This window comes from Paenibacillus sp. FSL H8-0282, assembly GCF_037963825.1.
Lineage (GTDB): Bacteria > Bacillota > Bacilli > Paenibacillales > Paenibacillaceae > Paenibacillus_AQ > Paenibacillus_AQ odorifer.
The window spans coordinates 860206-887111 of sequence record NZ_CP150146.1 but is presented as its reverse complement, the minus strand read 5'-3'; the positions used below and the strand labels follow the sequence as shown (position 1 = coordinate 887111).

Genomic DNA, 26906 nt, shown 5'->3' with positions numbered 1-26906 from the left:
TAACGAAGGGTATTCCCGGCAACCATTACTCTAGTTGCACTGGAATACCCTTTTTTCATAACGTCATAGCCCGTCCATATCTTGCTAAATATTCTTCCTTCTCCTTATAATCCGGCATTAGGCTTCCAACCCGTCGCCAAAAGGAGCGATCATGGTTCATATGCAGCAAATGACATAACTCATGGATGATCACATAATCGATAACCTCCACGGGAGCCATGGCCAGACGATAGTTAAAGGTTAGCTTTTTATCGGAGCTGCAGCTTCCCCATTTGGTCCTGGACTCTACAATCTCGATACTCTTAGGTTTTACTCTAAGCTGCGTCTGGTACCTAGTGATCCGCTCTCCTATAAGCTTCTTGCAGCTAGAGAAATAGAACTTTTTCAGCTTTAACTGAAGTTGTTCTTCACTTAGCTCCGCTGTCTCTATAAGCTCATGCAGAGAATAATATTTGCCTAGATACAGGAACTTTCCTTCATCTTCGTACGCTCTGATCATCTTTGGTGTTTCACGAGCCGCTTCGAGACTTTGCAGCTTCTCCACAATCATTTTTCCATTACGCTCAACCACACTTTTAATCGTCTCTTCAGATGTTTTCTTAGGTACCTTGAGTGTTATGCGCCCTGACGAATCTATATGAATGGAGATTTTTTTTCCGTTTCCATATTGAACATTAAACTCGATCACCTGATTGTCATAATCAATCTTCATACCCACCATCGTTTCTATAAGATTATTCGCAATAAAAAAGAAGAACGCACCTAGGCGTTCTCCTATTTTAACACGATTCCTCAATACACCGGATATCCCGCTACAAACATTGCCAAGTACAGTATACTACCCACAACAGATATAACAGTGAGTGCAACATCCTTCGGCTTTTCATTAGTGAGCGCAACGGCAGCAAAAGCTAGCGGAAAGGCAACAAGCAAATAACGCGGGGCTGACAGCAGCCAGGTAGCTCCCACTACGAAAGCAAAATACACGATAAAATAAGCAGTGTAGGATGGCCGTAGTTTTCTTGCTCCCATAAACATGATAATTAGTGCTGAGAATATAGCGATTAAATTAGGCAGCCACATGCCGAGAAAAGAACGGCTATCTCCACTTTTAAAGGTGCCCACCGCATATTCCATCTGATATCTTACGGTATCGAAAAAGAGATAGAACTTCTGTGACCAATGCTCCCTCTGGTAAATACTGAACTGAAAAGCATTTCCCGTAACATAGTAGTTGATGTAAAGATAAGCCAGCAAACCCATCGATATGATAGCAAGACAGCCAATGGCGGTGGTCAGTTTATGTATAAACGCTTTTTTCTCTAGTAATTTATAATTCCCGATAAGTTCCCGTGCAAATTCAATCGCAACCGGTACAATCAACAGTACCCCTGGAGAACGCGTATACGCTGCAAGTGCACCGCATAAACATCCGATGAGCCATTCTTTTTTTCTCACAAAATATAAACACAACAGCGATAAGGCCAGAAATAAAGATTCGGTCATTGGGATGAAGAAAAAGAACGCAGCCGGAAATATAAAAATATACTTTACTACTCGCATAGCACTCTTTCGATGCATGTCTAGTGCGGCAAGCTCATAGGCGACCAAGGCAGCGACAAGCGAGCAAATATTAGAAACGATGAATCCAGCGACGAGATAATTCCCTACAAATACCTGAACTACTTTAATTAGATTTGGAAAAAAAGGAAAAAACACAATATGGTATTTCGGATCTCCCTCCGTCACATACCAATTCTCCGCGATGCCCAAATAATGTGAAGCGTCGATCCCCGATATATGCCAGGTCTCAGCTATTTTGCTAAACAAACCACCGGAATAGCCATTCTGTATGATCAAAAATATATACCCGATAATCATAAGCAAGACCCTACTAGCCACAACCCAGCCGATAATATATAGCCAAGCCTGCTTTCTGTCCCGTATTTTATCTTCCAGAGTTACTTCAGGTGCTGGATTTGTCAGAACAAAATCTGTCAAAACAGGTATAGTGCGGAGTCCCAATAATACAAAAAGTACGAAACAGGCTACGGAAGCAAGGGTACCCATCATAGTCCAACTAGTGGTCGAGTTTACCCAGAAAATAGCCGTCACCATCATAATGAACATGAAGATGAAGGAAATGATTTTGTCGTGCTTTTTCATTTGAACCTCCAAAGATAAATTCTTACAATAATCTAGTTAAAAAAGGAAAATATTACGCATAGAAATATAATAGTCTCTGGAAATTTTTTTGTAAATCATTTCTTAGATCATCATAGATTCTAAAAAAAGCCTATGCACTGAAATGCATAGACTGTATGTATAGCCCTATTTTAACAACTCTAACACGCCTTGAGGCTGTTGATTAGCTTGAGCCAACATCGCTTGTGATGCTTGAGATAAGACATTGTATTTGGTAAGCTTCATCATTTCCTTTGCCATATCCGCATCTCTTATTCGTGATTCAGCTGCTGTTAAGTTTACTTCGTAATTGGTTAGGTTATTATGGATATGTTCTAATGCATTTTGATACGCGCCGTACATTGAACGCCTGGATGAAACGGTATTTATAGCTTTGTCTATTTTCGAAATCGCTAATTCGGCACCTTGTCTAGTTGAAAGATCTATATCCGCAATTCCCAGAGCAGTAGTTCTAGCATCTGTTAATTTAACAGCGAAGTTATTCCCAGAGTTTGCTCCCACCTGAAGATTTACTGTTTTGTAATCATATGTGGTACCAGGGTTTGATCCGTAAGATACATTGAAATTGGTTATCCCAGTTGTAGTTGAAAAAGTGTAACTTCCGTCATCATTACTAATAATGTTATTTAGTCTATCCGTAGAGCCCCCACCATTTAGATTAACATTAGCCAATTCATTACCCTGTGGATCAAAGATGGAAAGACGATAATTATTATCTACTATTCCTCCAACGATGTAATTCCCATCTTTCATTTCTGTAATGCTAGTAAGTTGACTGGAGTTGGAAGTTTCATTTGAGATATTCTTCTCCCACAATACGTTTCCACTACTGTCTAGTTTATAGATTAATCCACTAGTTTTAGTAGAGTCGTTATAAGAACCAACAATTATGGCCCCTCCATCACTGGTTGCGATGGCCCGGTAACCTTCATCATCCCCAGCAGCACCGACTCGTGTGTCCCATAACGGATTTAAGTTACTATCATATTTCACAACCCAGCTTGACTTATCGGTATAAGAACCGTTTAGTTGGAGACTTGATGAACCAATAGCCAAATAACCGCCGTCAGCAGTTTCAATAATAGAATTAAATTCTTCGCTTCCATAGCCAACAGGATTGGATTGTGAAGAACCCACTATCGAGGTGGATTGTTGCACACCACTACTATTAAATTTAGCCATAAGGCCATCCCAATTTTGAATACCGGAACCCGTCCCTGCCACAATAAAGGAACCGTCACTAGTCTCAATTACTTCATTCCCCATAATGGAGTAGACACCAGATACCCCTGTACTCCACTGCTCATTCAAATTCGCATCCCATTTAATTATATTTATCCTTTGATCGGAAATTGCCCCTGCTGAGAAATCATTTCCTAATAAAATATAACCACCATCACTAGATTCCTTAATACTATACACATCCATATTAGGAATTGCTTGTGACCAAACCAGATTACCCATACTATCTAATTTGAAGGGATTATTACCGGGAATTCTTATTCCGACGTAACCTCCATCTGAAGTCTTAGATAAATCTCTGGCAGGTATGTTAGCGGTCCAGTTCGTACTTATATTGCCCTGTACTGGGGTAATATTCGTGTTTACTTCGAGGTCATTATTCAATAAATAAATTCCATTAAATTGAGTGTTATTAGCAATATCATTTATCCCAAGCTTTATCTGCTCAACTTCTTTTTGAATCAATGTTCGATCAAAATTTGTTAAGGTATCATTTGAAGCCTGTATTGCAAGCTCCCGTAGTCTTAGCAGATTAGGATCTTGTATAGTTCCAAGTCCACTCTCAGCAGTCTGAATTAGTGAAATACCATCCTGTGTATTCCTTGCTGCCTGAGACAATCCACGAATCTGTGCTCTCATTTTCTCAGAAATTGCTAATCCTGCAGCATCATCTGCCGCTATATTTATCCGAAGTCCAGAAGATAACCTCTCTAGTGAACTTGTAATAGATTTATTATTTTTATTTAATCTGTTCAAACTATTTAAAGACGTGATGTTGTGACCGATTCGCATTTAATCACCTTTCAATTGTTAGTATCTTCTATATCGGATAGTCCTTAGTAATTTTTTAGGTCAAATTACCCGTGTCTTAAGGCCTCGCCTTAAATTCCCACCGTCCCCCGCTGAAAAGTTGAATATTCACATACAAAAACGGCGATCTATCACCGGTTAAGCACCGACAACAGATCACCGCTAAAATTCTGACTAGATCATTATCATTCAAACGGATAAATCCAGAAATGTTCTGTTCCAAAACGAGCTTGGATCTCTTTATCATTTAAAGGTTTGCTGCCCAACAGCTCAGCAGCTTGGAATTGGGAACGATGCGCCTGAATGGACGCCATCTTGTGCTTGAGGAAATCTCTCACATCATTGATAACCTTTGGCTCCCCAATCTCTACAATATTATTAGCAAAAGCTATACAGTGAACAGGAGGTCTTTCTTCCTTTGGAAGTCTTGCAACGGTTCGGATCACTGCGGCTCCAGTAGCATCGTGATCAGGATGTACGCTGTACCCTGGATAGAAAGTGATGATCAACGAAGGTTTAAGCTCTTTCAAGAGCGCATCAATCTGCCCATCGAGCAAGACTTGATCTTCGAATTCTATCGTCTTGTCGTGAAAACCAAGCATTCTTAAATCCTGTATGCCAATAGCCTCGCAGGATTCCTCCAGCTCCTTCTTACGTATTTCCGGGAGGGTTACCCGATTTGCGAAGGGCGGGATGCCCATATTGCGGCCCATTTCTCCAAGCGTTAGGCATGCGTAGGTAACTTGGGTCCCATTTTGTATATGTTTGGCAAGGGTACCTGATATACCGAAGGCCTCATCATCCGGATGTGGCAAAATAACAAGAATATGTTTTTCCACAGAACTCTTCATCTCCTCTTCCATTAGAACGGCTCTCGGCTTAATTGTAACGATACGATCAGTTTGCCTTGAGCATCATGTCCAGCCATAATCAATCTGCCTGTCTCACTCTCTTCATAGTGAGTTAGCCCTTCCGAGTAAACCCAGCCCTGCGACATTTTTAAGCCGACCCGATAAGGACCGTTGCCGGAAATCGAACCATGGGAATATCGAATAACAGCATTGGTAATAAAAGTAGCGGCTGGATGCTTCGAACTATCTAAATGGGCAGCGTAGGCTCCCGTTGTCATCTCAAGATGGATATATAGATCCTGATCTTTAAGCAGGTCGATCCTATCTTGTACTTCCGATTGATTGATTAGCTGCAATGTTGCGCCTCCGTCTCTGACTGAATATATACATACAAAAAATAAGATCCATACCTTATAGAAGGACGGATCTGTTATATGATAAGCGGGTCCGTATTTCTTTTCAAAGTATAACGTGCAATGCTATGTAATTCAATGGATAGAGCGATCCCCTCCAAGTGTAACAGTAATGGACTGGCTTTTTACTGTTCACCTGAAGGGGATAATATCACTGAGAGGTTATGCTGTTTATATTAGATCACAAACTGATCTAACATCTTTATGATGACTTCACGCTTTACAGGCTTGCTGATATACTCGTCCATTCCGGCAGCTAGACAATTTTCACGGTCACCCTTCAAAGCATTAGCCGTGACCGCGATGATGGGCGGACATTTCTCTTGATGCTCATCTCTTAACATCTTCATAGCCTCTATACCGTTCATAATGGGCATGTGAAGATCCAATAAAATAAGATCAAAGGGTTCTTTCCGTGCTGCTTCAACCGCATCTATGCCATTTGTTACGGCGATAACGCTGTGACCCATTTTTTCGAGTATTTTGGTCAGCACTAGCGCATTGATAGAGTTGTCTTCAGCAAGTAAAATTCTCGCCTCACGTGCGGTATGAAGCTTGTTAATGTTAGCCTCTTGGCTAGGGATTACCACTGATTTCTTGGGCCTGATTGTGAAGGTAACCGACGTACCGCTCTTGCCGTCACTCTCCGCATAGATCTCACCACCCATCATTTCGACAATTCTGCGGCTGATGGCAAGGCCAAGACCCGTGCCTTCGTGTCTCCGCATCATAAAGCTATCCACCTGCTCAAACGGTTCAAAAATATCAGTAAGTCGATCAGGATCAATTCCAATGCCAGTATCGGTTACCGTAAAGGCCAGCAGGAAGGGATCTTCCTTTACAAGCCTCACTTTTACCGATATGCTGCCCGCGGGTGTGAATTTCACAGCATTCCCTAGCAGGTTCAAGAACACCTGCTTCAAGCGTTCCTCGTCACCGTAAATAAAGTCAGGAACATCATGATTTATGATGCTGGTGAGCTCCAGATGTTTTTGTTCAGCTTTTATTGCAATAACAGAAAAGCTGTCCTTGAGGCAAGTTCGCAGATCGAATGTATCCTCTTGTAGCTCGCTGCGGCCTGCCTCAATTTTTGAAAGATCAAGAATATCATTGATTATATTGAGCAGGATTCCTCCGCTTTTGCGAATGATTTCTACATATTCACGTTGTTCTTCATTAAGCTCTGTTTCAAGCAGAATATCAGTCATGCCTATCACCCCGTTCATGGGAGTGCGAATTTCATGACTCATCATAGCCAGGAACTCACTTTTAGCTCTATTCGTGGACTCTGCGGCTTCCTTAGCTAGCGACAATTGCCTTTGCTCGGAAATGTCCTTGCATATAAGATAAAATCCGATATTATGATTGTTCACATAAATAGGTGCAATACTGGTGAGCACTTCAACGACTTCGCTGTCCTTAGTGACAAGCTTATTGATATACTGCTCAACTGTATTATCGTAAAGGGCTCTTTCCAGAATGCGCTGGACATTCTCTTCTCCAATCAGACTCGCAAGCTTCATCCCGATCAACTCGGACTCGATGGCATAGCCCGTTATCTTTTCCGCCATACTATTGGTATTAATGATTCGACCATCAAGGTCAAAAGAAATGACGGCGTCATGGTTATATTTTTTAAGCGACGTATACCGTTCAACAGACTCCTGAAGGCGTTGCTCGGATTCCTTTTGCTTTGTAATGTTAACGATTTGGCAAATGAAGTATGCTGGCTGGTTCGACTCGTCGCTGAATAGGTGGAGCGTGAGCTGTCCCCAAATATAATCTCCATTTTTTGTGATAAACTGCTTTTCCATCTGCACTTCTGTTTCCTCACCCAAAACTGCTTTTAAATCATGAAGGTTGCCGAAATCCTCGGGGTGAGAAAGGTCTTCTAACCGCATACCCTCAAACTCTTCAGTGGAATAACCAAAAGTCTGCTCAAAGGCCGGGTTTACGGTCAGAATCAAACCATTTGGCGATAAAAGGGCGATCCCAAAGGAGGCGTGATTAATCACCTGTTGGTTGAATTGTTCCTGGTTTAGATTTACGCGATGCATAGCGACCTCCATGGGATGATGTAATTTTTGCGTGAAAAAATAGACCTTCTATTTAGAAGGTCCTATTTATAGCTTATAGTCTAATTTACCCACTTTGTTGTTAATTGAATCCGTTAATTTAACGGGATCGAATAGAACACTCTGGATCCTTTATTGTTCGTATACCAAATGATTTTGTCTCCACTAATAATAGGACTGCACTCTGATAAGGCAAAATGCTTGATCGTTTGGATGTCGCTAGTAGCTTTTCCCGCTCCATCTATAAGAACATATTTCAGATCACCCGGATGATTCTCTTTATCAAACTCCTGCCACAGCACCATCATTTTGTCGTCTGTGATTTTTACTAGCTTAGGGATGGACGCGATCAGGTTCGTGCCTACATATTTAGCCAAGGTAATGTGATTCACCGAATTACTGCTCAGGTTGGACTTGGGCAACACACTAAGCATGACATCCCTTTGGTCCGTTTCTAAACCCACCATCTCAAAAGATGTATACTCTTTGACTAGGGAATGATCTACCGAATTCATAGCGACTATATAGTTCGCCGGGGACATCTCAAATCCGCCTATAGAAACACCCGTCGCGTTCGCTCCGATTTTGCCGGGAATATTAAATAAATCCACTTCGTTATAACTGGCTCCGTCTCCTTTATTCAGAACAATCGAACGGGGATAAGCGTCGCCATGATCGACTAGAACATGCGCAGTACCATCAAACAATACATATTGGTCAAAAGAGTGACTGACATGATTCTTCTGGAATCTTCCCAGATCATTGGTCACGGTCATGGTTTTAGTATTTACAATAATGGTAAGCTGGGATTGATGATTTAATTTATCTTCTGTCGTGTATCGTGTACGTGAAGTGTGAAATACAAGCGTATCTCCAGCTTCAGCCATCCTGCCGGAGCCTGAATCAAAAGGGCTAACGGTATAGCTCTCCCCACCCTTTATGGAGACACTGTCTACTCTATTGAAGCTTTTATCATAACGGACAATACGAATGACTTCCTTGCTATCATTCTCTTCGCGGTTCTCTTGGCCAAAAGCAATATAGTTATACTTCTCCCCACTAAAGAATCCACCAAACACCGGAAGCTCAAAAGGAATGCTCTTATTGCCTGTTAGTTCGTACTTCTCATTGTACGTTTCAATCGTAAACTCTTTGTTCGCCTCAATAACACTTACAGTCCCATCCTTATTATTCACAAGGTAAGAAGAGGCCGTACTTTTCCATCTAGGAAAATAAGAAGATTCCCCGTTACTCTCAGCTACAGCCGCCGTCTTTACCCGGTAAGCATGATCTGGGATTTTGGAAAATAACGATATGCGGTCAGACTGAACGTCAAATTCAATATCGAACGGGATTTTGCCCGCCAAATCTCTCAACTGAAAATAATTGTTATCATCAATATTGTACGCTGTAATAGACTGTAACTGTCCGTTGACTAGCACCTTAGAGCTTGAAAGCGTAGCAGCATAATTTTTATTGCGGCTATAATAGTTACTTGTTGTTTTCTTTTCGGGCGTATAAGCTTGTCCAGTTATGATCTCAATCGCATTGTTCGCTTTATTCCAAGTGATATCAAACTGGCTGCTCGTTCCCGAGAAATACTCTGCCAAATCGCGTAGTCTGAAATAATTGTTATTCGATATGTTGAACCCATTCAGGTTCCGCTGTTCTCCATCAAAATATGTACTGCTCTCGGTTACCTTAGCCTTCACCGTATTGCTCGCAAAGGTTGTAGTGCCGAGTGCTGGTGTAACCAGTAATAACATCAGCAATATACTAAAAATCCTCTTCATCCGTCTTTCCTCCATTAGATATAATCATTAGCTATTATATTTATCGGTAATTTGCTGTGCCGCCTTAATTTTGAAATGAACGTAAAAAGCACAATCTGCATAGTCTCGCGATCTGCGTTCTATCGTTTGGTTGGGACAACCCGTTTCTCAAGAAAAAAGCCGGCCAAACTCAGGACAATACACCTGAAATTTAGTCGGCTGAATATTAAACTTAGTTTGTTTTAGAAGCAGGAAGCTTTTTTAATGTAATCTTTCATCAAACATGAGTTGGATTTGAATACCAAAGGGATCTTCAATGATACCGTAGGCTTTACTAAACACATTGCTAGATAACGGAGCAATAATTTTCACGCGCTCGTCTGTGATTAAGCTTTTATAAAAACCTTCAATCCCCTCTAAGTCAGCACTTTGAATACATAATGAAGTGTTATTGCCCACTGTATATTTCTCATTCGTATTCATTGTATCTTCTGCTATCATTATTTTTGTTTTTCCGATTAACAGGACAGAGTGAGTAATATAATCCTTATTTTCATCCGTAAGCTGTATGGAGCTGTCACGCTCTGCTAGTTGTTGATAGGTAACACGTAACAATTCATCTGCATCAAAATGCTTCTTGTAAAATTCTATAGCTTCCTTAGCTCTTCCATTCATCGATAAAAAAATAGCTACTTCTAGGGTTGTACTCATAGTATAAATCTCTCCTTTTTATATATTTGATATCTGGCCTTAAACTTATTATCCTATATAAAGGCATCAAAACATGACACCTTTATAAGGAGTTTTATATATGAAAAAATCAGAACGGTTAAATGACATGATGAGGTACTTAAACAATCGAGAATTCTTTAATTTAAGTGATCTCATGGATAAATACACTATTTCAAAAAGTACAGCTCTACGCGATATTAGTTCATTAGAACAATTAGGTATGCCTATTTTCGCGGAACATGGAAGACACGGACGTTATGGACTTTTAAAAAACAGATTGTTATCCCCTATTATTTTCACGATAGATGAAGTCTATGCGCTGTATTTTGCCATGCTGACATTAGAATCTTATCAATCTACACCCTTTCATTTAAGTGTTAACAAGCTAAACGAAAAGTTTGAGCACTGTCTATCGAGTACACAAATCAACCAGATTCACAAAATGAAAAAGGTCCTGCAATTCGAAATGTATCAGCATAAGCATGTCAGCCGTTTTTTAGATAAAATCCTAGCAAGTATTCTAAATGAGAGTGCCTGTAACATTGAATATACAAAAGAAAACCAAACAAAACGCTACCCTGTTCAATTCTTTAGGATTTCCGCTAAGTTTGGTCAATGGTATGCCACTGGAATAGAGCTTACGACGAATACATATAGAGTTTTTAGATGTGATCGAATAACCTTCATTGAAGAAAAGGAAAACAAAACTCGTTATTCTATAGAAGAACTTCTTAGTCGTTCATTAGAAATCTATCAGTCTGCGAAAAGTATTGACTTTGAAGTTGGGATTGCGGAACAAGCAAAGGATATTTTTTATAAAGAACATTATCCTTCTATGGAAATAGAGGTGGGTCCGAAAACAGTCATTAAGGGATTCTATAATCCAGGTGAAGAGGATTTCTTGGCTAATTATTTTATGCGATATGGTCATGCTGTTACATCCGTGAAACCTGAAGCCTTAAAACAAATGATTCAGAATAGAATAGAGAATCTCTTACATCATTATCAAAAATTATAAATTGGAAAAAAAAGAGGGGGCTACGCCCCTCTTTTTTGTATGGATTAAGATTTTATTTTTCCGATGGATAGACTCACTCGATAATTCCCATGATTCAAAAGTTGAGCCAGAAATGCCTCAAGCTCCTCATTAGAAGCAAAATGTCCGGTTAATACATAACATCCTTCTCCGCTAATTCGATGCACTTCGGTAATAGCATCCTCTGCCATCACGACCTTCTGAAATAAAGGATGATTGGCTGATTCCACAAAAAATGTAATAAAGGCTGTGATAGACAGACCTAGCTTTGCTTTATTAGTAACGATCGTATATTGCTCGATAACCCCCAAATCTTCTAAACGCCTAATGCGATTTCCGACCGCTTGGCCGGTCATATGTATCTTTTGGCCAATGTCCTTCCACTGAATTCTGGAGTTTTCTCTTAGTAATGCTAGTATCGCAAAATCGATATGATCAAAAATAAAAATCAATCCTTTCGTCATGAAAGCAAATGGACATATAGCGTTTCGCCAACTTATTCAGCATTTAAGCATGAATATCTATACTTAGTTATATCCTGATTCACTAGTTAGTAGCCATTGAAACAGTGATAACTAAAACACTTCAAAGGAGGCCCAAGAATGCTATTACAAGAAATTTTGGAGTATAACGATCAGTTCGTAGAAGACAAGGAGTATCTACCTTATGAGGGAACGAAATTCCCTAAAAAACGCATGATTGTCGTAACATGCATGGATGCTCGACTGATTGAGCTGCTGCCTAAAGCCCTAAACATACACAATGGGGATGCCAAAGTCATCAAAACAGCAGGTGGAACGATTACCCATGCATTTGGAAGCATTATGCGCAGTATCGTAACGGCTGTCTACGAACTGAATGCGGAAGAAATTTATATCATCGGTCACCACAATTGTGGTATGAGTCAAAGCAACCCTGAAGGAACACTTCAAAAAATAATGGATCGCGGAGTCGCGACACCAGAAATTCTTTCTTCACTTGAATATGCAGGTATCGATCTTCATAAATGGTTGTTCGGCTTTACGAATGTCGTAGATTCGATTAGAGGAAACATAGATCTGGTGCGTAATCATCCGCTCATTCCGAAAGAGATAGCTGTTCATGGTCTGGTGATTGCACCAGACACTGGTAAACTCGATCTGATTGTAAATGGATATGAACAAGTAACAGGCCACGACAAGCACTAAGCGATACTCATTATACTAAACTAAAGGGAGCAATGAAATATGAATAGAAAAGAAGCGACACAACAGATATTGGACGCTAAATTTGCAAAAGGATTAACTTGGGGCGAAATCGCAAAGGTAAGCGAGCATTCAGAGAGCTGGGTTGTAACTGCACTGTTGGGTCAAGCAACAATGACACGTAATGAAGCAGATAAAATGGGGGAATTGCTTGAACTCGACGAACAAGTGGTTCAAGCGCTCGCACAAATCCCACACCGTGGTGATGTCATCGATATGCCGCCTACAGATCCAGGATTGTATCGCCTATACGAAATGCTGCTTGTATACGGTCCAACGATTAGAGAACTTGTTTTAGAGAAGCTTGGCGAAGGTATCATGAGCGCAATCGATTTCCAATTCGACGTACAAAAGCAAGAAGATCCGAACGGTGACCGCATCATTCTGACGATGAACGGAAAGTTTTTGCCATATCGCAAATGGTAATAGATTAATAAGCAAGCCACCTTTTAACGATTTCAAATCGAAAGGTGGCTTTCATTTTCCGTATAGATTGTAAAGTTAACAATAGTAAAGGTGAGTTGATATGGAGAATAAACGCGTTACTAATAGTCTCAGTACTGTACAATGGTTTATTTTTTTGCTAGCCAATGCAGTGGCTCTGCCCATTGTCATTGGAGGTATTTTTCAATTGTCGTTTGAACAAATTTCAACCTTAATGCAGCGGACGTTTTTCGTTGTAGGAATCAGTTCTTTTATTCAGGGGTGCTTCGGACATAAATACCCTATTGCAGATGGACCTGCGGGATCATGGGTAAGTATCTTTGTCATATTAGGCAACTTAGCCTTCATTCAAGGGCAAGATCAGATGCATACATTACAAATTCTAGAAGGAGGATTAATCGTAGCCGGTCTTCTTCTCTTCGTATTAGGAACTACAGGGCTAGTTTATAGGCTTCAATTTTTATTTACACCCTTAGTTTCAGGTTCATTTTTGTTCATTCTCTCCTTGCAATTAAGCGGTGTATTAGTCAAGGGCATGCTTGGATTACAGGGAACAAGCGCCGAACCAGATGTTATGGCAGCACTCATATCCTTTTTTATTTTTGGACTTGTTATTTTTCTCTCTATCAAAGGAAGAGGATGGATTAGTAGTTACGCCGTACTGATTGGAATCGGCTTGGGTTCGGGACTATTTGCAGCATTGGGGAAAGTGAGGCTAACATTTACAGCTTCAACTCCCGTCTTGAAGTTCCCTCAAATTTTTGCTTGGGGAGTACCTCAATTCGATCTAGGGATCGTGATTACCTCACTGTTGTTTACGTTTTTGTTAGTATCCAATACAATTTCTTCTATTTCCGCTGTAAAACAAGTAGTTCTGGTTGTACCGAAAGATGAAAAAACAGCATTAAGTCGAGGGATTTGGACGGGAGGGATCTCTCATATACTAGCCGCCCTATTCTCAACGATAGGCGTTGTTCCATTGCCAGCCTCGGCGGGCTTTATGAAATTAACGGGGCAAAAGCGAATTCGGCCATTTCTTATGGCCTGTCTGTTACTAACCGTTATCGCGCTTATGCCGTCCGTTGTCAATGTGCTAGCGTTACTTCCAGCGCCAGTAGCCAGTGCAGCACTTCTAGCTACTTTTGTACAAATCGTAGGGATTGCATTCCAATCCTTGTTGCGGGAACAGCTTGATCATCGCCGATTAACGATACTAGGAATAACGTTGTTGGTGAGCATCGGACTTATGTTTTTGCCTCCAGCGGTATTTCAGAGTCTTCCTTCCACACTTCGATATATTTGCAGTAATGGTCTGCTTGTCGGCACTATACTGGCCATGCTTTTAGAGCAATTGTGGAAGGGTGAAAAGAAAATAAGCCATTATCAAAAAATATAAAGCTAATCAAAAGGGGTGAAAAACATAGCTTGGAGAACTGCCTTAGCCTTTTTGAGGTTACGCGTATCCAGTTGGTTAAGCATGTCTACGATTTGACTCATTTCATCGTTTTTCATTGCCTCAAGAGATTCTCCAGTGTTTAATAGTTCTTCTTCAGCAACCGATTCCGAATGAACCCATGATGCTTCTAAAGTATCCCTGAACGCTTGGATCAGAAATAACAATTCATCTGTGTTATATCTCTGTAGAAACCGGTTTATTCCTTTATTCATCTGATGATGTAGAGCTTGGTGCAAAACGAATATTTCTTTCCCTAGAGGTGTTGTAAGAAAAAGCACTTCTTTTTTATTATCGGGGAGAAACTCCGTGCGAATAATTTCTTGTTGCACTAATTTTCTAGTGATTTTGGACACGCTGCCTTTCGGAATTCCGAATTGCTTCGAAATGGTAGTGCCATTCACCGGCTCAAGCTGTCCAATCGCATCTATTACATGCAGCATCATGACTGTGGAGTCTTGGAGGAAATCAATGATAAGGGGGTTACTGCAGTTCTGAATCAACCATTCCTTCTCTTCATCATCCTCCGATTGAAATCGCTTTTGTAGTTGGGGAATCATCTCTATCATTTTTTTTATCAAAATATCCTTATTAGGTAAGTTCTCGAAAGAATGCGTCACTGTTAAGTCTCCTCGTAAATTCATCTTATGCACATTTTAACAAGACACAGATCATAAATAAAGTTTCCTAGAAATAATATTGACAACAAGGAAACTTAAAACGTATTATTGTTTCCATAGTTAATATTTTATTTCTGGGAAACAATAATACGAAAAGAAGGTATTTATATGAATGTCTTAATTATTTTTGATCATCCATACGGAGCAACAGCGTCCGAGAATGTCCCCCATCAGCGAAGCTATTCCGCAGCCTTATTAGCCTCCGTAATGCGAGGTCTCACCACCAAAGGCCATACGATTGATCTTATCGATCTGCATGCCGATGGATTTGATCCCGTCATGTCGCACGAAGAACTCACTGCTTGGCGGCAAAAGAGAACCCCCGACCCGCTAGTCGCCAATTATCAGCAGCGTCTTATAGCAGCGGATCATATTGTCTTCATTTTCCCTATATGGTGGGAAGCCATGCCCGCTCTTACCAAAGGTTTCCTTGATAAGGTATTCGCAAAAGGCATTGTCTACGAAGAAACTAAACCTGGGCGGCCCTTCAAATGCTTACTCCCGAATATTAAAGGAGTATCCCTGCTGACCGTAATGAACACGCCCGACTTCTTTTATCGTTGGATTTTTGGCAACCCCATCACCAAAATTCTATTTAGAGGCACCTTCCGCAAAATGGGAATACGGAAGAACCTCCGTTGGTATAATTATGCCGGGATGTCAGATCGCAGCTTAGAAGAGCGGGTGAAACATCTTGATAAAACAGAACAACGGTTTGCACGACTGGACTAAACTAGACTAGATCAAATTACTCAAGCGCTGACTGATTCTGAGAACTGAATCTCTGGTTTCTTCATCTCCCTAAGCACCAGCAATCCAATGAATAAGGATACAACGCCGATAATCATCAGCAGCGCCCCCAGCTCCTGACTGTAGGCTGTTAGCGCCCCATCCCGAAAAGCCATTCCACGTATGAGGCGATTAAGCCAGTTCATAGGTAATACCCATGCGGAAATTTGAAAAAACTCTGGAAAGGCAAGTGGACTCAGCTGGATTCCAGTAGCAAGAAACGACGGATACAACACGAAATTGGTTCGTAAATTAACTTTGGATACATCTTTGGCAGTATAACCAATCAACAGACCCATAAGCGACAAGGCAAAGGCATATACAAACAGTGGAATAATAAACAGATAAAGCGCTGCTTCAAAGCGCATTCCCCCCACCTGCTTTAATAAGCCATAACATAGGAGCAGCGAAATAGTGGTCAAAACAGCGTAAGGTACACTGCGAACCCAAATCTGCCAAGGAGACTTCCCGTTTGCAAAGAGTTTCCCCTCCTGTCGCAACCGAGGGACAATTGAACCCGCTGCGCTTGTTGTAATCATCAGCACCACAATATTCACAAATCCAATGACCATAAAACCCACATAACTTGTGGTCGGGTTAAATAACATCCGCTGCTGGAGAGATAACGGAGAAGCAAGCCCTTTAGAGGTTTCGGCATCCATCCCCTTTTGGAGGAGCCGGGTCATAGAAAGAGTCACATTTTCCGTCTGGATGACTTCCTGAATCGCAGTCCGGATGCCGGTTAACCCTGATGGCATTGTATTATCCATTAAGATGCCAATATTCGTTGATATCCCCTGCTGCTGATGTTGCCCCAGCTCTTTGGGAAGCATGATGACCGCTACAGCCTGCTCATTTGCCAGTAACGTCTCTGGGTTCAGGCGGCTGGAGTACACATTTGTTACGTTCATATATGGAGAGGCATTTATCTTTGAGATCAGCTGTCGTGAATACGAACTGTGATCCTCATCAATGACAATAACATGCGATTCGCTGATTTGGTTCTTCGAGAACATTAAGCCAAAAAACAGGGCCGCAATAAGCGGACCTATAAAAATCAGGCGTAAATACTTACTACCCGCCACGTACTTCCATTCGTCAATCAGTGACTTCATCGAGCTTCACCTCCGCCGTCATCCCCGGAAGCAAATCAGCATTCCCATCCATAGTTACACGGACAAGAAACATGCTTAAATCGGCTTGCCCTTTTTCACGTGACATACGTAAGCTCGCAAATTGAGGCGCGGCTGCGATAGATGTAATTACACCTGTCACCTCCGTTGGGTGCTCCAAATATGGAAAATGAACGCCAATACTTTGATTCACCTCTAGCTTTTGGATTTCACTTTCTTGTATGTAGAGATCTGTATAAAAGCTGTTTTTTTGCAAAACCGCCATTGGCATTCCTAGCTGGACTAGATCCCCCGGCTTTACAATAATCTTGTTGACTGATCCGTCCTCCGGCGCAACTACATCCGTTTCTCCTTCAGCAGATTTAACCTTAAACAGCACCTCTCCCTGTTTTATAGAATCACCTGCAGCCACACCGACCTCGACAATTGATCCTGGACTATTCTGATAAAATATTGTCTTTTGCTCCGCATCTAGAATCCCTTGTTTCCTGCTCTCAGCCTGACTGACTGCATCCTTTCCTTTTACAGCAAGAAGCGCCCCTCCAACAATCAGCACAATCGCAATTCCTATATATAGCCCTGCTTTTATCTTCATTTTCCACTCTCTTTCATCACCATTTTTTTAACTGCATTTTCAGCAGCCTCCATAATTACTTCTCCCAATGTGGGATGAGGGTGAATGGTCATCGCCAAGTCCTCCACAGTGGCTCCCATCTCAATAGCAAGAGCAAGCTCCGACACGAGTGTGGATGCCTCTACTCCAACGATTTGTGCCCCCATCACGACTCCTGAATTTAGGTCCGCTACAAGCTTGACGAAACCTTCCGTCTCCCTCAAGGCCAAGGCTCTCCCGTTAATCCCAAAGGAGGATTTGCCAATAACCAGCGAAATGCCTCTTGCCTTTGCTTCTGTTTCACTTAAGCCGACACTGGCCAGCTCTGGGTGCGAAAAAACAACGAGCGGGATGGCTCGATAATCAACTTCGGAGGAGAGACCTGCAATGGCCTCTGCCGCAATCTTGGCTTCGTAGGATGCCTTGTGAGCGAGAGTCGGGCCTGCCGTAATATCTCCAATTGCAAAAATATGCGGGATAGCTGTTCTGCACTGTTCGTCCGTCGCAATCAATCCCCTACTCGTCACTGGCAAGCCTATGCGATCTAGTCCTAAATTGCCGTCTGTATTTGGTTTTCTGCCCACAGTAACTAACACATATTCCGCTGTAACATGCTGCTGTTCCTGATTTTTTAAATAATGCAGTGTAATGGTATCTGCACTCTCTACTACGTTCACAGCTGTCGCTCCGGTAATAATCTTCATGCCATCGGCTTTCAGCTGCTTTCCAACAGGGCTCACAAGCTCCGCCTCAAATCCAGGCAGCACTTGTTCTCCCCCTTCCAGAATCGTTACCTTTGTTCCGAATTTGGCATACATCTGCCCCAGCTCGACACCAATATAGCCCCCACCTATAACTACTAGGCTAGTTGGAATCTCAAGGAGCGACAGCGCTTCTGTGGAAGACAAAATACGTCCGCCAACAGGAAAGGCTGGCAGCTCAATCGGACGAGATCCTGTAGCCAGGATAGCGTTTTTAAAGGATAAGGTTTGCTCCTGTCCAGACTGACTGATGATAACTGTATGTTCATCCACCAAGCTAGCCTCTCCTTCGAAAATGCTCACCCCAGCAGTCTTTAATAAATAACTGACTCCACCTGCCTGCTTATTCACAACTCCTTGTTTAAAATCCTGAGCATTTTTAAAAGATGCTGACGCATCTGCAAAATTGAAAGGACTGAGCAAATCATAGCGATGGGATTCAGCAATTAATGCTTTGGATGGGATACATCCAACATGCGTGCAGACTCCGCCAAGCTGGTTGCGTTCAACAATCGCTGTCTTCATCCCAAGCTGTGCAGATCGCAGCGCCGCCACATAACCTCCCGGACCTGATCCAATGACCAATGTTTCTACGGCTTCAAGCTTACTCATCTCCTGATACCTCCTGTTGAACTTTTTAAAATATGATGATCGTAATATATTATTACCATCATATTTTAAAACAGTCAATAACCTTGCCTCGCCTTTCACAAGCTAACTTTCTCAGAATCGCTAAATTGACAGGCTTTATTATGACGCCTATAATATTTTAAAAGTAGAACTATGAAGCTGTGGAGTGATTACAATGCCGTATCCCAAAGGTCATAAAATAAAAGTTCGAAATAAAATCGTTGAAAGTGCTGCTCAGGCTTTTCGCACCAACGGTATTCACGATGTAAGCGTTCCGTTCATTATGAAGGGGGCCGGATTAACTCATGGGGGGTTTTATTCCCATTTTGACAACAAAGAACAGCTTGTAGCGGAAGCCTGCCGGTATGCCATCAGCGATACCATCGCACTTCTGCAGAAGGTCGCTGACCAGGAAGAGCAGAACCCCAAAATCGATGCTGTCATTGATTATTATTTAAGTCCGTATCACCGCGACAAAATGGAGATGGGCTGCATTATTCCTGCCCTTTCTAGCGAAATATCCCGTTCCTCAGAAGAAGTTCGGCAGGTATTCACGCAGGAAATGGAGCGGATGATTGCTTTTATCTCTAATCTGGCGGGAATTGACGCGTCCAAAGGTAGTGCACTGTTCAGTACTATGGTTGGCTCCCTTGTTCTTGCACGGACGGTTAAAGATCCTGAACTGAGCGACAACCTACTCTCGTCTGGCAAACAGTATGCCAAAGCGCTAGTAAGAGCCTAATATAAAAAAACACGCCAATAAATGGCGTGTTGTAGTTAAATTTATTAAAATTCTTCATACGATGCGGGATCTTGATCAGCTATGCGACCTGTTGGCGAGGTTAATCCGGAAATAACGGTCATCTCAGCTTCCGATAATTCAAAATCAAAAATATTCAGATTATCACGCTGATGCTCTAGAGAAGAAGCCTTTGGAATGGGAATAGCCCCAAGCTGTATATGCCAACGTAAGATAACCTGCGATATCGATTTATTATGAACCTTGCCTATTTCCGCTATTTCCTCATTTTCCAGTACACTGCTAGCCCGTCCCAATGGACTCCACGATTCAATCACTATCCCATGCTCTTTGTTCCATGCACGCTGTTCTTCCTGATTAAAATGAGGATGCAGCTCAATCTGATTCATACTCGGCGCTACACCAGTTTCTTGTATCAAACGTTCAATATGCTCCGGCAAAAAGTTACATACACCGATGGAGCGAATCAAACCTTGCTTACGTGCCTCGATCATCGCCTGCCAGGCCTCAACATATAAATTCACTCTAGGGTTAGGCCAGTGGATGAGATAGAAATCATAGTAATCCAATCCGGCTCTGAATAAAGACTCCTGTATAGTAGACAACGCTTCTTTATAAGAGTGATGGCGTCCTGGCAGTTTGGAAGTAATGAGTAGCTCTTCCCTAGGCACAGAACTTTGCCGAACAGCCTGGCCTACAGCACCTTCGTTCTCATAATTAAACGCAGTGTCGATCAGACGATAGCCAACATCAATCGCCTTAGTGATGTTTTGTGCTCCTTCAGTTCCGTTTAACGCGTAGGTACCAAAACCAATCGCAGGCACCTTCACTCCATCGTTCAATACGATTTCAGGTATTCTCTCAGTCATCGTCGCTCTTCTCCTTTGTTGTCATTTAAACCTCTGTCGATCCATCTTATAATTATTATAACATCCTCATAGTAAACTCAATCATCGGGTCACCTGAACAACCTCTAGCCTATTAGTAAGCCGCTTTCGTGGGTATCCGATTTATTTTTTATAGTAAAATGAATCTACAACACAGGATTTTCGTAATGTTATGAATTAAAAGTAGAGATAAGAGGTGTATCCAATGAAGGAGCAATATCCTGCTAGGCTTGAATTGTTCGCAGACAACGCTCAGAGGATCAAAAAAGCTTTCCCATGGCAAAATGCAATGGTTAATCGGTTAGCGGCACTATTGTATGCTGTAGAAGACAAAGTTGCAGATGACGAAGCCATCCGTGCCAGCTATGAGCTAATTAAGGAGAGTACCGGGATTTTCTCTCAATTTAGAGGGACTTCGGTGATCAGCATTGCTGCCCTGCTCTCTCTTTCTGACGAGAAGGAAACTCTGCTTGCAAACACACTTGCCGTGTATGATTTAATGAAGGAAGCCAAATTCAGAGCCTCTGATTATCTCGTCGTTGCTGCCTATCAAATCGCTGCTAATGCAACATCGGATCAATATCAGCATACGGTAGAACGGGCAAAGCTATTTTACGATAGTATGAAGGCAAAACATCGTTTCCTTACCGGACAGGACGATTATATCTTCTCCGCGATGCTTGGTCTTTCCGATATCGATGTTGAGAGTGGCGTGGACCGCATGGAGCAGCTCTATGTAACGCTTAAGCCCGAGTTTATGTCAGGCAACAGTGTGCAAGCCCTGACCCAGGTATTGGTTCTTGGGGAAGAAGCCCCTCAAGCAGCGGACCGTGTATTGGCATTAAGAGATGCATTTCGTGCAGAGGGTATCCGGCTAGACAAGGAATATACCCTCTCCTCACTGGGCGTGTTATCCCTGCTCCCTTGCAACAAGGAGGACATCGTTACTGATGTCTCGGAGACTTACGAATTTTTGCGTACAAAAAAGGGCTTCGGGAACTGGTCTATTAGTAAGCAGGAATTACTGCTCTTGTCTTCTGCACTGGTAGCCTTCAGATCTGTGGAGGATGTGCAAAACGGCGTATTAACTACGATGCTTTCTACCAACATTACCAATATTGTAATTGCGCAACAGGCTGCTCTTGCCGGGGCAGCGGCTGCATCAGCTGCGGCTGCAGCTTCTTCTTCGAATTAGATTGAATCGTGAGGGAAAGATATGGACTCAATAAAAATCTTCACAACTAGAAATGAAGAATTGTTAAACCGTCTACTGAACATTTGGGAATCATCCGTGCGGCATACTCATCTTTTTCTATCCGAGCAGGATATTGATGCTTTGCGGCCGCTGGTCACGCAGGCGCTTGAGGGCATAAGCGATTTGTTTGCTTTTACAGATGATGAGGAACAGTTGCTTGGCTTCATAGGGGTTCAGAATAAAAAGATTGAAATGCTGTTCGTAGAACCTGCTGCAATGGGAAAAGGGGTTGGAAAAGCGCTAGTAGCTTATGTCATGCAGAAACTCGCCGTACACCTCGTGGATGTGAATGAGCAAAATCCCCAAGCTTTAGGTTTCTATGAGCATATGGGATTTCAGGTTTTTGAGCGTTCAGCACTCGACGAACAAGGTAATCCTTTTCCTATCCTGCACATGTCGCTTAAGTAGCTTTTTCCTATGCAGGAGACAGTTCAATGCATTTTAATATTGTAAAAAGACAACAGAGCAGCGATTCTCTCGTTTGAGAACGCTGCTCTGTTGTTTAGTTGTCTGCAGTTTAGGTTGGCGAAGCTAGGAGCGGATAGGAGGAGCTAGGCGTAGATAGGCGAAGCGGCTCCGAGTATTCGGCTCAGCTGTATCTACTTCTGCATCTACATCTACATCTACATCTACATTTACTTCTACTGCTACAGCTACTTCTACTTCTACTGCTTCTGCTGCTGCTACTGCTTCTGCTACTGCTACTGCTACTGCTACTTCTGCTTCTGCTTCTGCTTCTGCTTCTGCTTCTACTTCTACTTCTACTTCTACTTCTACTTCTACTTCTACTTCTACTTCTACTTCTACTTCTACTTCTGCTTCTGCAACTACTTCTAAATCTACGCATAAACCCTCATGCACATCGCCGAATCATAGCTCTCTGTTGCTTCCGGACTCAGATGACGCTATTTGCTCATTTATCACCTTTGAGGCATAGTTTCGGACTCCAGTGTCGCTATTCTATAGAAAGAGCATCATTTCTGGCGTTTTTTATGCCAATAGCTGCTATGGAGTCCGATACCATGGCAAATGGCGGATAATCCGGCGTTTAAGGTCATCTGGGTCCGATGGAATCCGCTAGCGTCAGTTCCTAACCATCCCCAGTTACTTCCGGACCCAGGGGGCGCTATTTGCTCATTTATCACCTTTGAGGCATAGTTTCGGACTCCAGTGTCGCTATTCTATAGAAAGAGCATCATTTCTGGCGTTTTTTATGCCAATAGCTGCTATGGAGTCCGATAACATCTCAAATGGCGGATAATCCGGCGTTTAAGGTCATCTGGGTCCGTTAGCGTCCGATAGCGTCAGTTCCTAACCATCCCAACTTGCTTCCGGACCCAGAGGACGCTATTTGCTCATTTACCGCCTTTGAGGCATAGTTTCGGCCTCCAGTGTCGCTATTCTATAGAAAGAGCCTCATTTCTGGCGTTTTTTATGCCAATAGCTGCTATGGAGTCCTATAACATTCCAAATGGCGGATAATCCGGCGTTTAAGGTCATCTGGGTCCGATAGCGTCCGATAGCGTCAGGCATAGTTTCCGATAGCATCTAATATCGTCAGAAATCGTCGGATGGCATCGATAGCGAACGATAGCGAACGATAACGAACGATAGCGTCGGGTCCTAACTATCCCCTGTTCCTTACGGACTCAGAGGACGCTATTTGCTCATTTATCGCCTTTGAGGCATAGTTTCGGACTCCAGTGAAGCTATTTCATAGAAAGAGCCGCAGCTCTGGCATTTTTAGATGCTATTCCACCGACTTCAAAGCCTCTATCATATGGATTCGTTTGAGCTTAATATGCATGAACGCCATGACTATACCGGAGAACAATAGGGTTAGGAGCGCCGCATAAATATAACTTGGCCACTTGATGATCGGAGCGAACATCGTCGCATCCAGCTCGGCCGTCTTCAGGACGAAGCTATGCAGCACTATGCCGAGACCCGATCCAGCCACAATACCGAGTAGGCTAAGCAGCATATTTTCGCGGTAAATATACATGGTTACTTCCTTGTCGTAGAAGCCCAGTACCTTAATGGTTGACAGCTCCCGGATCCGCTCGGACACATTGATATTGGTCAAATTGTAGAGGACGACAAAAGCCAATGCCGCCGCTGAAACAATGAGCACCAAGGTTACAACGTCCATACTCTTCATAGTCTCATCGAAGGCGGAACCTACACTGCTGGAAAAGCTGATGGCAGCGACGCCCTCATTAGCCGTCAGCTTCTCACCAAATTTGTCTTCCCATGTTTTATCATGTGCGGTGTAGTTCAGCAGTTCTGTATTGAATAGCGGTTTTTCTCCGAACACAGAAGCATAATACGCCGGTGTCATATAAATATAGTGCATTACATAATTCTCTGTAATCGCCGCGACCTCAATCTCGAACGTCTCATTATCTTTGTCCACCACGGTCAATTTATCACCAGACTCCAGCCCATACAGCTTAGCTAGCTTCTCTGAGATAATAGCCCCATCATCCGTAAGCATCCGCCCTTCTCCACTTTTTCGATCCCGCAACTCCACGAAATCGGATAAAGAGTTAACAGAGGTAGGAACGAACAGATGAACCTCTTGGTCATTTACACCAATAGCATGTGCGGTCATCCGTTCTTGCGCCACACTCAGCGTCCCAGTTACTGCAGATTCACCAGTGATTAGTTGGTCGTAGGCTTTTAGCACATCGGCAGATACATCTTCATGCAGTGCCACAAGTGCATCATATTTCATAATCGTGCCGAATTGTGACCCGGCGATGCTGCCAATTGAATCCTTGAGACCAAATCCCGTCAGGATCAGCGCTGTACAGCCAGCCACGCCGAATACAGTCATGAACATCCGCTGCTTATAGCGGAATAGATTCCGTGCGGTAACCTTTTGGACAAAGCTCAATCGCTTCCATATAAAAGTGATCCGCTCCAGTAAAATACGCTGGCCACTCTTTGGTGCCTTCGGACGCATCAATACGGAAGCATTGCTGCGTAGTTCTACCCGTGAGGCAATCCACGCCGTCAACGTAGTACATATTAACGCTACGATAACGGATATGATCGAATAGGAAAGATAGAAGTTCTTCGTGATATCCGGTAAATTATAGATTGCACTATACGCATCGTAGATAATACCCGGAAACAGGGTAAAACCAACCGCAAGACCCGCAATTGAAGCCGCCAGACTGGCAAGTGTACCATAGACCAGGAATTTCGCCATAATGTCGCGATTGCCATAACCGAGTGCTTTCAGTGTCCCAATCTGCAGGCGATGCTCCTCAACCATCCGTGTCATGGTCGTCAAGCTGACCAGCGCAGCAATCAGGAAAAAGAACACAGGAAACGCACTGGCAATCGCCGACAACCGATCAGCGTTATCTTTATATTCGGCATATCCCGGATTAGCGCTTCGGTCAGTAACGTAGACCTTAAGCTGCTCCAGCTCTGCAAGCTTTTGCTCCCCTGCCGCCAATTCCTCCTTGGCAGAAGCAAGTCCGGCAGCAATTGCCTTCATACTTGCAGCCTGTTCCTGCTGCACTTCCTCCGGCTGGCGCTGCAAATCCGCAAGCTGCTGCTCGGCGGCGGTCACCTTTGCGCGGCCACCAGAAAGCTCTTTCTCGCCTTCCGCCCGCAGCTCAGCAAGCCGTGCTTCCGGCACGCCGGACATCGCCTGCTCTACAGCATGGGTATGCTGTTCGATCAGATCTTCATATTCCGGCGAATAAGCCTTCACCCCGGTTGTATCCTTAAAGGACAGATAGACTTCCGTATACACCGGAAGCTTGAAATCTGACTCCGGGATCGCGGCGAACGCATCCGCCGTACCTTTGCCGATCCCACTGGTGCCCCGGGTACTTTGCTCAATAAACTGTGGACTTCTAACAAAGCCAACTACGGTATACTCCAATGTCTCGAAGCTGTTCGACAACTCCGCATCCGTACCGTTTCCACTGAAAGATACCTTGTCACCCAACGCATATTCTTCCGCTAGCTTATCGTCCAGCACGATTTCACCGGAATGCTCCGGTAGATGGCCTTCAATTATACGGTATTGATTAAGTGGTTTATCCGTGTTGTAAGAATTGACTTTAAGTATTAAGGCATTATCACCTATGAATACATCTGCACTATAGCTCGGTTGAATCTCATCGATCCCCTGTACATTTCTGAGTAATCCAATGTTGTCTTCGGTCAGGCCGTAGTTAGTCTGCACCTTCAGATCCATCAAGCGCTGCTCTTTGTAAAAGGTTCCAGCTGTATTCAGCATATCTGGCCCAGTAGCCTTGATTCCGGCAAAAAAGCTGACGCCTAACATAATAATTGCAAAAATCGAAATAAACCGGGCTTTGGTATGCCCAATTTCACGAAAAATATCTTTCCACAATGCTCGCTTTTTCATAGATGCCTTCTCCTTACCATTCAATATCGTCAACGGATACCGGCGAAGGATTGATCACCATCTTCCGTACCTTAGCGTTGTTAATCTCTATAACCCTGTCAGCCATCGGAGCGATCGCCAGATTATGTGTAATTACGATGACCGTTGTCCCGGTGTTACGACAAGTATCCTGCAGCAGCTTCAGCACCTGCTTGCCGGTGTTATAATCAAGCGCCCCTGTCGGCTCGTCGCAGAGCAGCAGCTTCGGCTGTTTAGCCAACGCTCTGGCGATAGCGACACGTTGTTGCTCACCACCGGACAACTGAGCCGGGAAATTATCTAACCGCGCGCCCAGACCCACATCCTCCAGCACCTTACGTGCATCTAGTGCACGCGGGGAAATCTGCGAAGCAAGCTCAACATTTTCCAGTGTGGTCAGATTAGGTACTAGATTATAGAACTGAAATACAAAACCTACGTCATTTCGGCGGTAGCCTGTCAGCTCCTTGGCACTAAACTTGGCGATATCAATGCCATCCACAATGACCTGACCTTCATCGGCGGAATCCATGCCACCCAGAATATTAAGCACCGTAGATTTACCCGCACCACTTGGGCCGACGATCACGGCAAATTCACCTTTTTTTATCTCAAAATCAATCCCGTCATTCGCGACAATTACATTCTCGCCCATCTTGTAACGCTTGTACTCCCCTTTTACAGCAACAAAACTCATTCCTCTTCCT

At 43.1% G+C, this 26906-nt stretch carries 25 protein-coding genes; 8 read left to right on the top strand and 17 right to left on the bottom strand.

What is annotated here, in order from left to right; all coding sequences use genetic code 11:
* Positions 1-55: 55 nt before the first annotated feature.
* The 8 genes from NST94_RS03845 to NST94_RS03810 form a co-directional block, all read right to left on the bottom strand.
* Positions 56-712 (bottom strand): SprT family zinc-dependent metalloprotease, encoded by a 657-nt coding sequence (locus NST94_RS03845; RefSeq protein ID WP_038574107.1) that lies wholly within the window; start codon positions 710-712, stop codon positions 56-58.
* An 80-nt stretch (positions 713-792) separates the two neighbouring features.
* Positions 793-2166 carry a hypothetical protein gene (locus tag NST94_RS03840; RefSeq protein WP_076302914.1) on the bottom strand — a complete coding sequence of 458 codons (1374 nt, stop codon included), beginning with the start codon at positions 2164-2166 and terminating at the stop codon, positions 793-795.
* Between the two features lie 165 nt (positions 2167-2331).
* Positions 2332-4239, bottom strand: a complete 1908-nt coding sequence (locus NST94_RS03835) for a flagellin (protein ID WP_076302913.1) — start codon at positions 4237-4239, stop codon at positions 2332-2334.
* 203 nt (positions 4240-4442) lie between these two features.
* On the bottom strand, positions 4443-5096 hold the full coding sequence (bshB2, locus tag NST94_RS03830) for a bacillithiol biosynthesis deacetylase BshB2 (protein WP_038574105.1): 654 nt from the start codon (positions 5094-5096) through the stop codon (positions 4443-4445).
* A 23-nt stretch (positions 5097-5119) separates the two neighbouring features.
* Positions 5120-5464: a YojF family protein gene (locus tag NST94_RS03825; protein WP_076128602.1), complete on the bottom strand. Its 345-nt coding sequence runs from the start codon at positions 5462-5464 to the stop codon at positions 5120-5122.
* 233 nt (positions 5465-5697) lie between these two features.
* Complete coding sequence (locus NST94_RS03820; protein WP_076185104.1) at positions 5698-7578, bottom strand: PAS domain S-box protein; 1881 nt, start codon at positions 7576-7578, stop codon at positions 5698-5700.
* A gap of 113 nt (positions 7579-7691) precedes the next feature.
* Positions 7692-9389 carry a hypothetical protein gene (locus tag NST94_RS03815; RefSeq protein WP_076302912.1) on the bottom strand — a complete coding sequence of 566 codons (1698 nt, stop codon included), beginning with the start codon at positions 9387-9389 and terminating at the stop codon, positions 7692-7694.
* A gap of 240 nt (positions 9390-9629) precedes the next feature.
* Positions 9630-10079, bottom strand: a complete 450-nt coding sequence (locus NST94_RS03810; RefSeq protein ID WP_076185108.1) for a VOC family protein — start codon at positions 10077-10079, stop codon at positions 9630-9632.
* Positions 10080-10179: 100 nt separating this feature from the next.
* On the opposite strand from NST94_RS03810, the gene NST94_RS03805 reads away from it, so the two are divergent.
* Positions 10180-11118, top strand: a complete 939-nt coding sequence (locus tag NST94_RS03805) for a YafY family protein (RefSeq protein WP_280753661.1) — start codon at positions 10180-10182, stop codon at positions 11116-11118.
* Positions 11119-11162: 44 nt separating this feature from the next.
* On the opposite strand, the gene NST94_RS03800 is transcribed toward NST94_RS03805, so the two are convergent.
* Positions 11163-11600, bottom strand: a complete 438-nt coding sequence (locus NST94_RS03800; protein WP_339281683.1) for an Lrp/AsnC family transcriptional regulator — start codon at positions 11598-11600, stop codon at positions 11163-11165.
* Positions 11601-11738: 138 nt separating this feature from the next.
* Here NST94_RS03800 and NST94_RS03795 point away from each other — a divergent pair, with 138 nt between their 5' ends.
* The 3 genes from NST94_RS03795 (at position 11739) to NST94_RS03785 (ending at position 14220) form a co-directional block, all read left to right on the top strand.
* Positions 11739-12323: a carbonic anhydrase gene (locus tag NST94_RS03795; protein WP_076302910.1), complete on the top strand. Its 585-nt coding sequence runs from the start codon at positions 11739-11741 to the stop codon at positions 12321-12323.
* A gap of 39 nt (positions 12324-12362) precedes the next feature.
* The gene (cynS, locus tag NST94_RS03790) at positions 12363-12806 is read left to right on the top strand and encodes a cyanase (protein ID WP_076302909.1); all 444 of its coding nucleotides are present in this window, start codon (positions 12363-12365) and stop codon (positions 12804-12806) included.
* Positions 12807-12906: 100 nt separating this feature from the next.
* Positions 12907-14220, top strand: coding sequence for a purine/pyrimidine permease (locus NST94_RS03785; RefSeq protein ID WP_076302908.1), 1314 nt, complete (start codon positions 12907-12909; stop codon positions 14218-14220).
* Between the two features lie 2 nt (positions 14221-14222).
* On the opposite strand, the gene NST94_RS03780 is transcribed toward NST94_RS03785, so the two are convergent.
* The gene (locus NST94_RS03780) at positions 14223-14897 is read right to left on the bottom strand and encodes a winged helix DNA-binding protein (protein ID WP_256721080.1); all 675 of its coding nucleotides are present in this window, start codon (positions 14895-14897) and stop codon (positions 14223-14225) included.
* Between the two features lie 168 nt (positions 14898-15065).
* Here NST94_RS03780 and NST94_RS03775 point away from each other — a divergent pair, with 168 nt between their 5' ends.
* Complete coding sequence (locus NST94_RS03775) at positions 15066-15689, top strand: NAD(P)H-dependent oxidoreductase (protein WP_280753659.1); 624 nt, start codon at positions 15066-15068, stop codon at positions 15687-15689.
* A 20-nt stretch (positions 15690-15709) separates the two neighbouring features.
* Here NST94_RS03775 and NST94_RS03770 read toward each other — a convergent pair whose 3' ends face one another.
* Genes NST94_RS03770 through lpdA form a run of 3 tightly spaced genes read right to left on the bottom strand, consistent with a single transcriptional unit; the run spans position 15710 to position 18865 of the window.
* Positions 15710-16861, bottom strand: coding sequence for an ABC transporter permease (locus tag NST94_RS03770; protein ID WP_339281682.1), 1152 nt, complete (start codon positions 16859-16861; stop codon positions 15710-15712).
* Positions 16845-17474 (bottom strand): HlyD family efflux transporter periplasmic adaptor subunit, encoded by a 630-nt coding sequence (locus tag NST94_RS03765; protein ID WP_076128586.1) that lies wholly within the window; start codon positions 17472-17474, stop codon positions 16845-16847. Before NST94_RS03765 ends, NST94_RS03770 begins: the two co-directional genes overlap by 17 nt.
* Positions 17471-18865: a dihydrolipoyl dehydrogenase gene (lpdA, locus tag NST94_RS03760; protein ID WP_248549435.1), complete on the bottom strand. Its 1395-nt coding sequence runs from the start codon at positions 18863-18865 to the stop codon at positions 17471-17473. The genes NST94_RS03765 and lpdA overlap by 4 nt, the downstream gene beginning before the upstream one ends.
* 193 nt (positions 18866-19058) lie before the next feature.
* On the opposite strand from lpdA, the gene NST94_RS03755 reads away from it, so the two are divergent.
* Positions 19059-19625, top strand: a complete 567-nt coding sequence (locus NST94_RS03755; protein ID WP_248549433.1) for a TetR/AcrR family transcriptional regulator — start codon at positions 19059-19061, stop codon at positions 19623-19625.
* Positions 19626-19669: 44 nt separating this feature from the next.
* Here the strand turns inward: NST94_RS03755 and NST94_RS03750 are convergent, their stop codons facing one another.
* Positions 19670-20512 (bottom strand): aldo/keto reductase, encoded by an 843-nt coding sequence (locus tag NST94_RS03750; protein ID WP_248549431.1) that lies wholly within the window; start codon positions 20510-20512, stop codon positions 19670-19672.
* Positions 20513-20735: 223 nt separating this feature from the next.
* Between NST94_RS03750 and NST94_RS03745 the strand changes: the two genes are divergently transcribed.
* Both NST94_RS03745 and NST94_RS03740 read left to right on the top strand, forming a co-directional pair.
* Positions 20736-21725 (top strand): DUF4003 family protein, encoded by a 990-nt coding sequence (locus NST94_RS03745; protein ID WP_248549429.1) that lies wholly within the window; start codon positions 20736-20738, stop codon positions 21723-21725.
* Between the two features lie 21 nt (positions 21726-21746).
* Positions 21747-22193 carry a GNAT family N-acetyltransferase gene (locus NST94_RS03740; RefSeq protein WP_076190108.1) on the top strand — a complete coding sequence of 149 codons (447 nt, stop codon included), beginning with the start codon at positions 21747-21749 and terminating at the stop codon, positions 22191-22193.
* Positions 22194-22316: 123 nt separating this feature from the next.
* Here NST94_RS03740 and NST94_RS03735 read toward each other — a convergent pair whose 3' ends face one another.
* From NST94_RS03735 to NST94_RS03725, 3 genes are all read right to left on the bottom strand, one after another.
* Positions 22317-22646, bottom strand: a complete 330-nt coding sequence (locus NST94_RS03735; RefSeq protein WP_339281681.1) for a hypothetical protein — start codon at positions 22644-22646, stop codon at positions 22317-22319.
* Between the two features lie 889 nt (positions 22647-23535).
* Complete coding sequence (locus NST94_RS03730) at positions 23536-26181, bottom strand: FtsX-like permease family protein (protein ID WP_339281680.1); 2646 nt, start codon at positions 26179-26181, stop codon at positions 23536-23538.
* Positions 26182-26194: 13 nt separating this feature from the next.
* Entirely contained in the window at positions 26195-26896 is a 702-nt protein-coding gene (locus tag NST94_RS03725) for an ABC transporter ATP-binding protein (protein ID WP_036684849.1), read from the bottom strand.
* Positions 26897-26906: the final 10 nt, after the last annotated feature.

Coding starts and splice junctions, on each gene's coding strand:
- NST94_RS03820 (WP_076185104.1), bottom strand. CDS start 7,578: ATGCATCGCGTAAATCTAAACCAGGAACAATTCAACCAACAGGTGATT.
- NST94_RS03785 (WP_076302908.1), top strand. CDS start 12,907: ATGGAGAATAAACGCGTTACTAATAGTCTCAGTACTGTACAATGGTTT.
- NST94_RS03845 (WP_038574107.1), bottom strand. CDS start 712: ATGAAGATTGATTATGACAATCAGGTGATCGAGTTTAATGTTCAATAT.
- NST94_RS03815 (WP_076302912.1), bottom strand. CDS start 9,389: ATGAAGAGGATTTTTAGTATATTGCTGATGTTATTACTGGTTACACCA.
- NST94_RS03805 (WP_280753661.1), top strand. CDS start 10,180: ATGAAAAAATCAGAACGGTTAAATGACATGATGAGGTACTTAAACAAT.
- NST94_RS03725 (WP_036684849.1), bottom strand. CDS start 26,896: ATGAGTTTTGTTGCTGTAAAAGGGGAGTACAAGCGTTACAAGATGGGC.
- NST94_RS03730 (WP_339281680.1), bottom strand. CDS start 26,181: ATGAAAAAGCGAGCATTGTGGAAAGATATTTTTCGTGAAATTGGGCAT.
- lpdA (WP_248549435.1), bottom strand. CDS start 18,865: ATGAGTAAGCTTGAAGCCGTAGAAACATTGGTCATTGGATCAGGTCCG.
- NST94_RS03745 (WP_248549429.1), top strand. CDS start 20,736: ATGAAGGAGCAATATCCTGCTAGGCTTGAATTGTTCGCAGACAACGCT.
- cynS (WP_076302909.1), top strand. CDS start 12,363: ATGAATAGAAAAGAAGCGACACAACAGATATTGGACGCTAAATTTGCA.
- NST94_RS03740 (WP_076190108.1), top strand. CDS start 21,747: ATGGACTCAATAAAAATCTTCACAACTAGAAATGAAGAATTGTTAAAC.
- NST94_RS03770 (WP_339281682.1), bottom strand. CDS start 16,861: ATGAAGTCACTGATTGACGAATGGAAGTACGTGGCGGGTAGTAAGTAT.
- NST94_RS03750 (WP_248549431.1), bottom strand. CDS start 20,512: ATGACTGAGAGAATACCTGAAATCGTATTGAACGATGGAGTGAAGGTG.
- NST94_RS03755 (WP_248549433.1), top strand. CDS start 19,059: ATGCCGTATCCCAAAGGTCATAAAATAAAAGTTCGAAATAAAATCGTT.
- NST94_RS03800 (WP_339281683.1), bottom strand. CDS start 11,600: ATGACGAAAGGATTGATTTTTATTTTTGATCATATCGATTTTGCGATA.
- NST94_RS03835 (WP_076302913.1), bottom strand. CDS start 4,239: ATGCGAATCGGTCACAACATCACGTCTTTAAATAGTTTGAACAGATTA.
- NST94_RS03775 (WP_280753659.1), top strand. CDS start 15,066: ATGAATGTCTTAATTATTTTTGATCATCCATACGGAGCAACAGCGTCC.
- NST94_RS03840 (WP_076302914.1), bottom strand. CDS start 2,166: ATGAAAAAGCACGACAAAATCATTTCCTTCATCTTCATGTTCATTATG.
- NST94_RS03810 (WP_076185108.1), bottom strand. CDS start 10,079: ATGAGTACAACCCTAGAAGTAGCTATTTTTTTATCGATGAATGGAAGA.
- NST94_RS03795 (WP_076302910.1), top strand. CDS start 11,739: ATGCTATTACAAGAAATTTTGGAGTATAACGATCAGTTCGTAGAAGAC.
- NST94_RS03765 (WP_076128586.1), bottom strand. CDS start 17,474: ATGAAGATAAAAGCAGGGCTATATATAGGAATTGCGATTGTGCTGATT.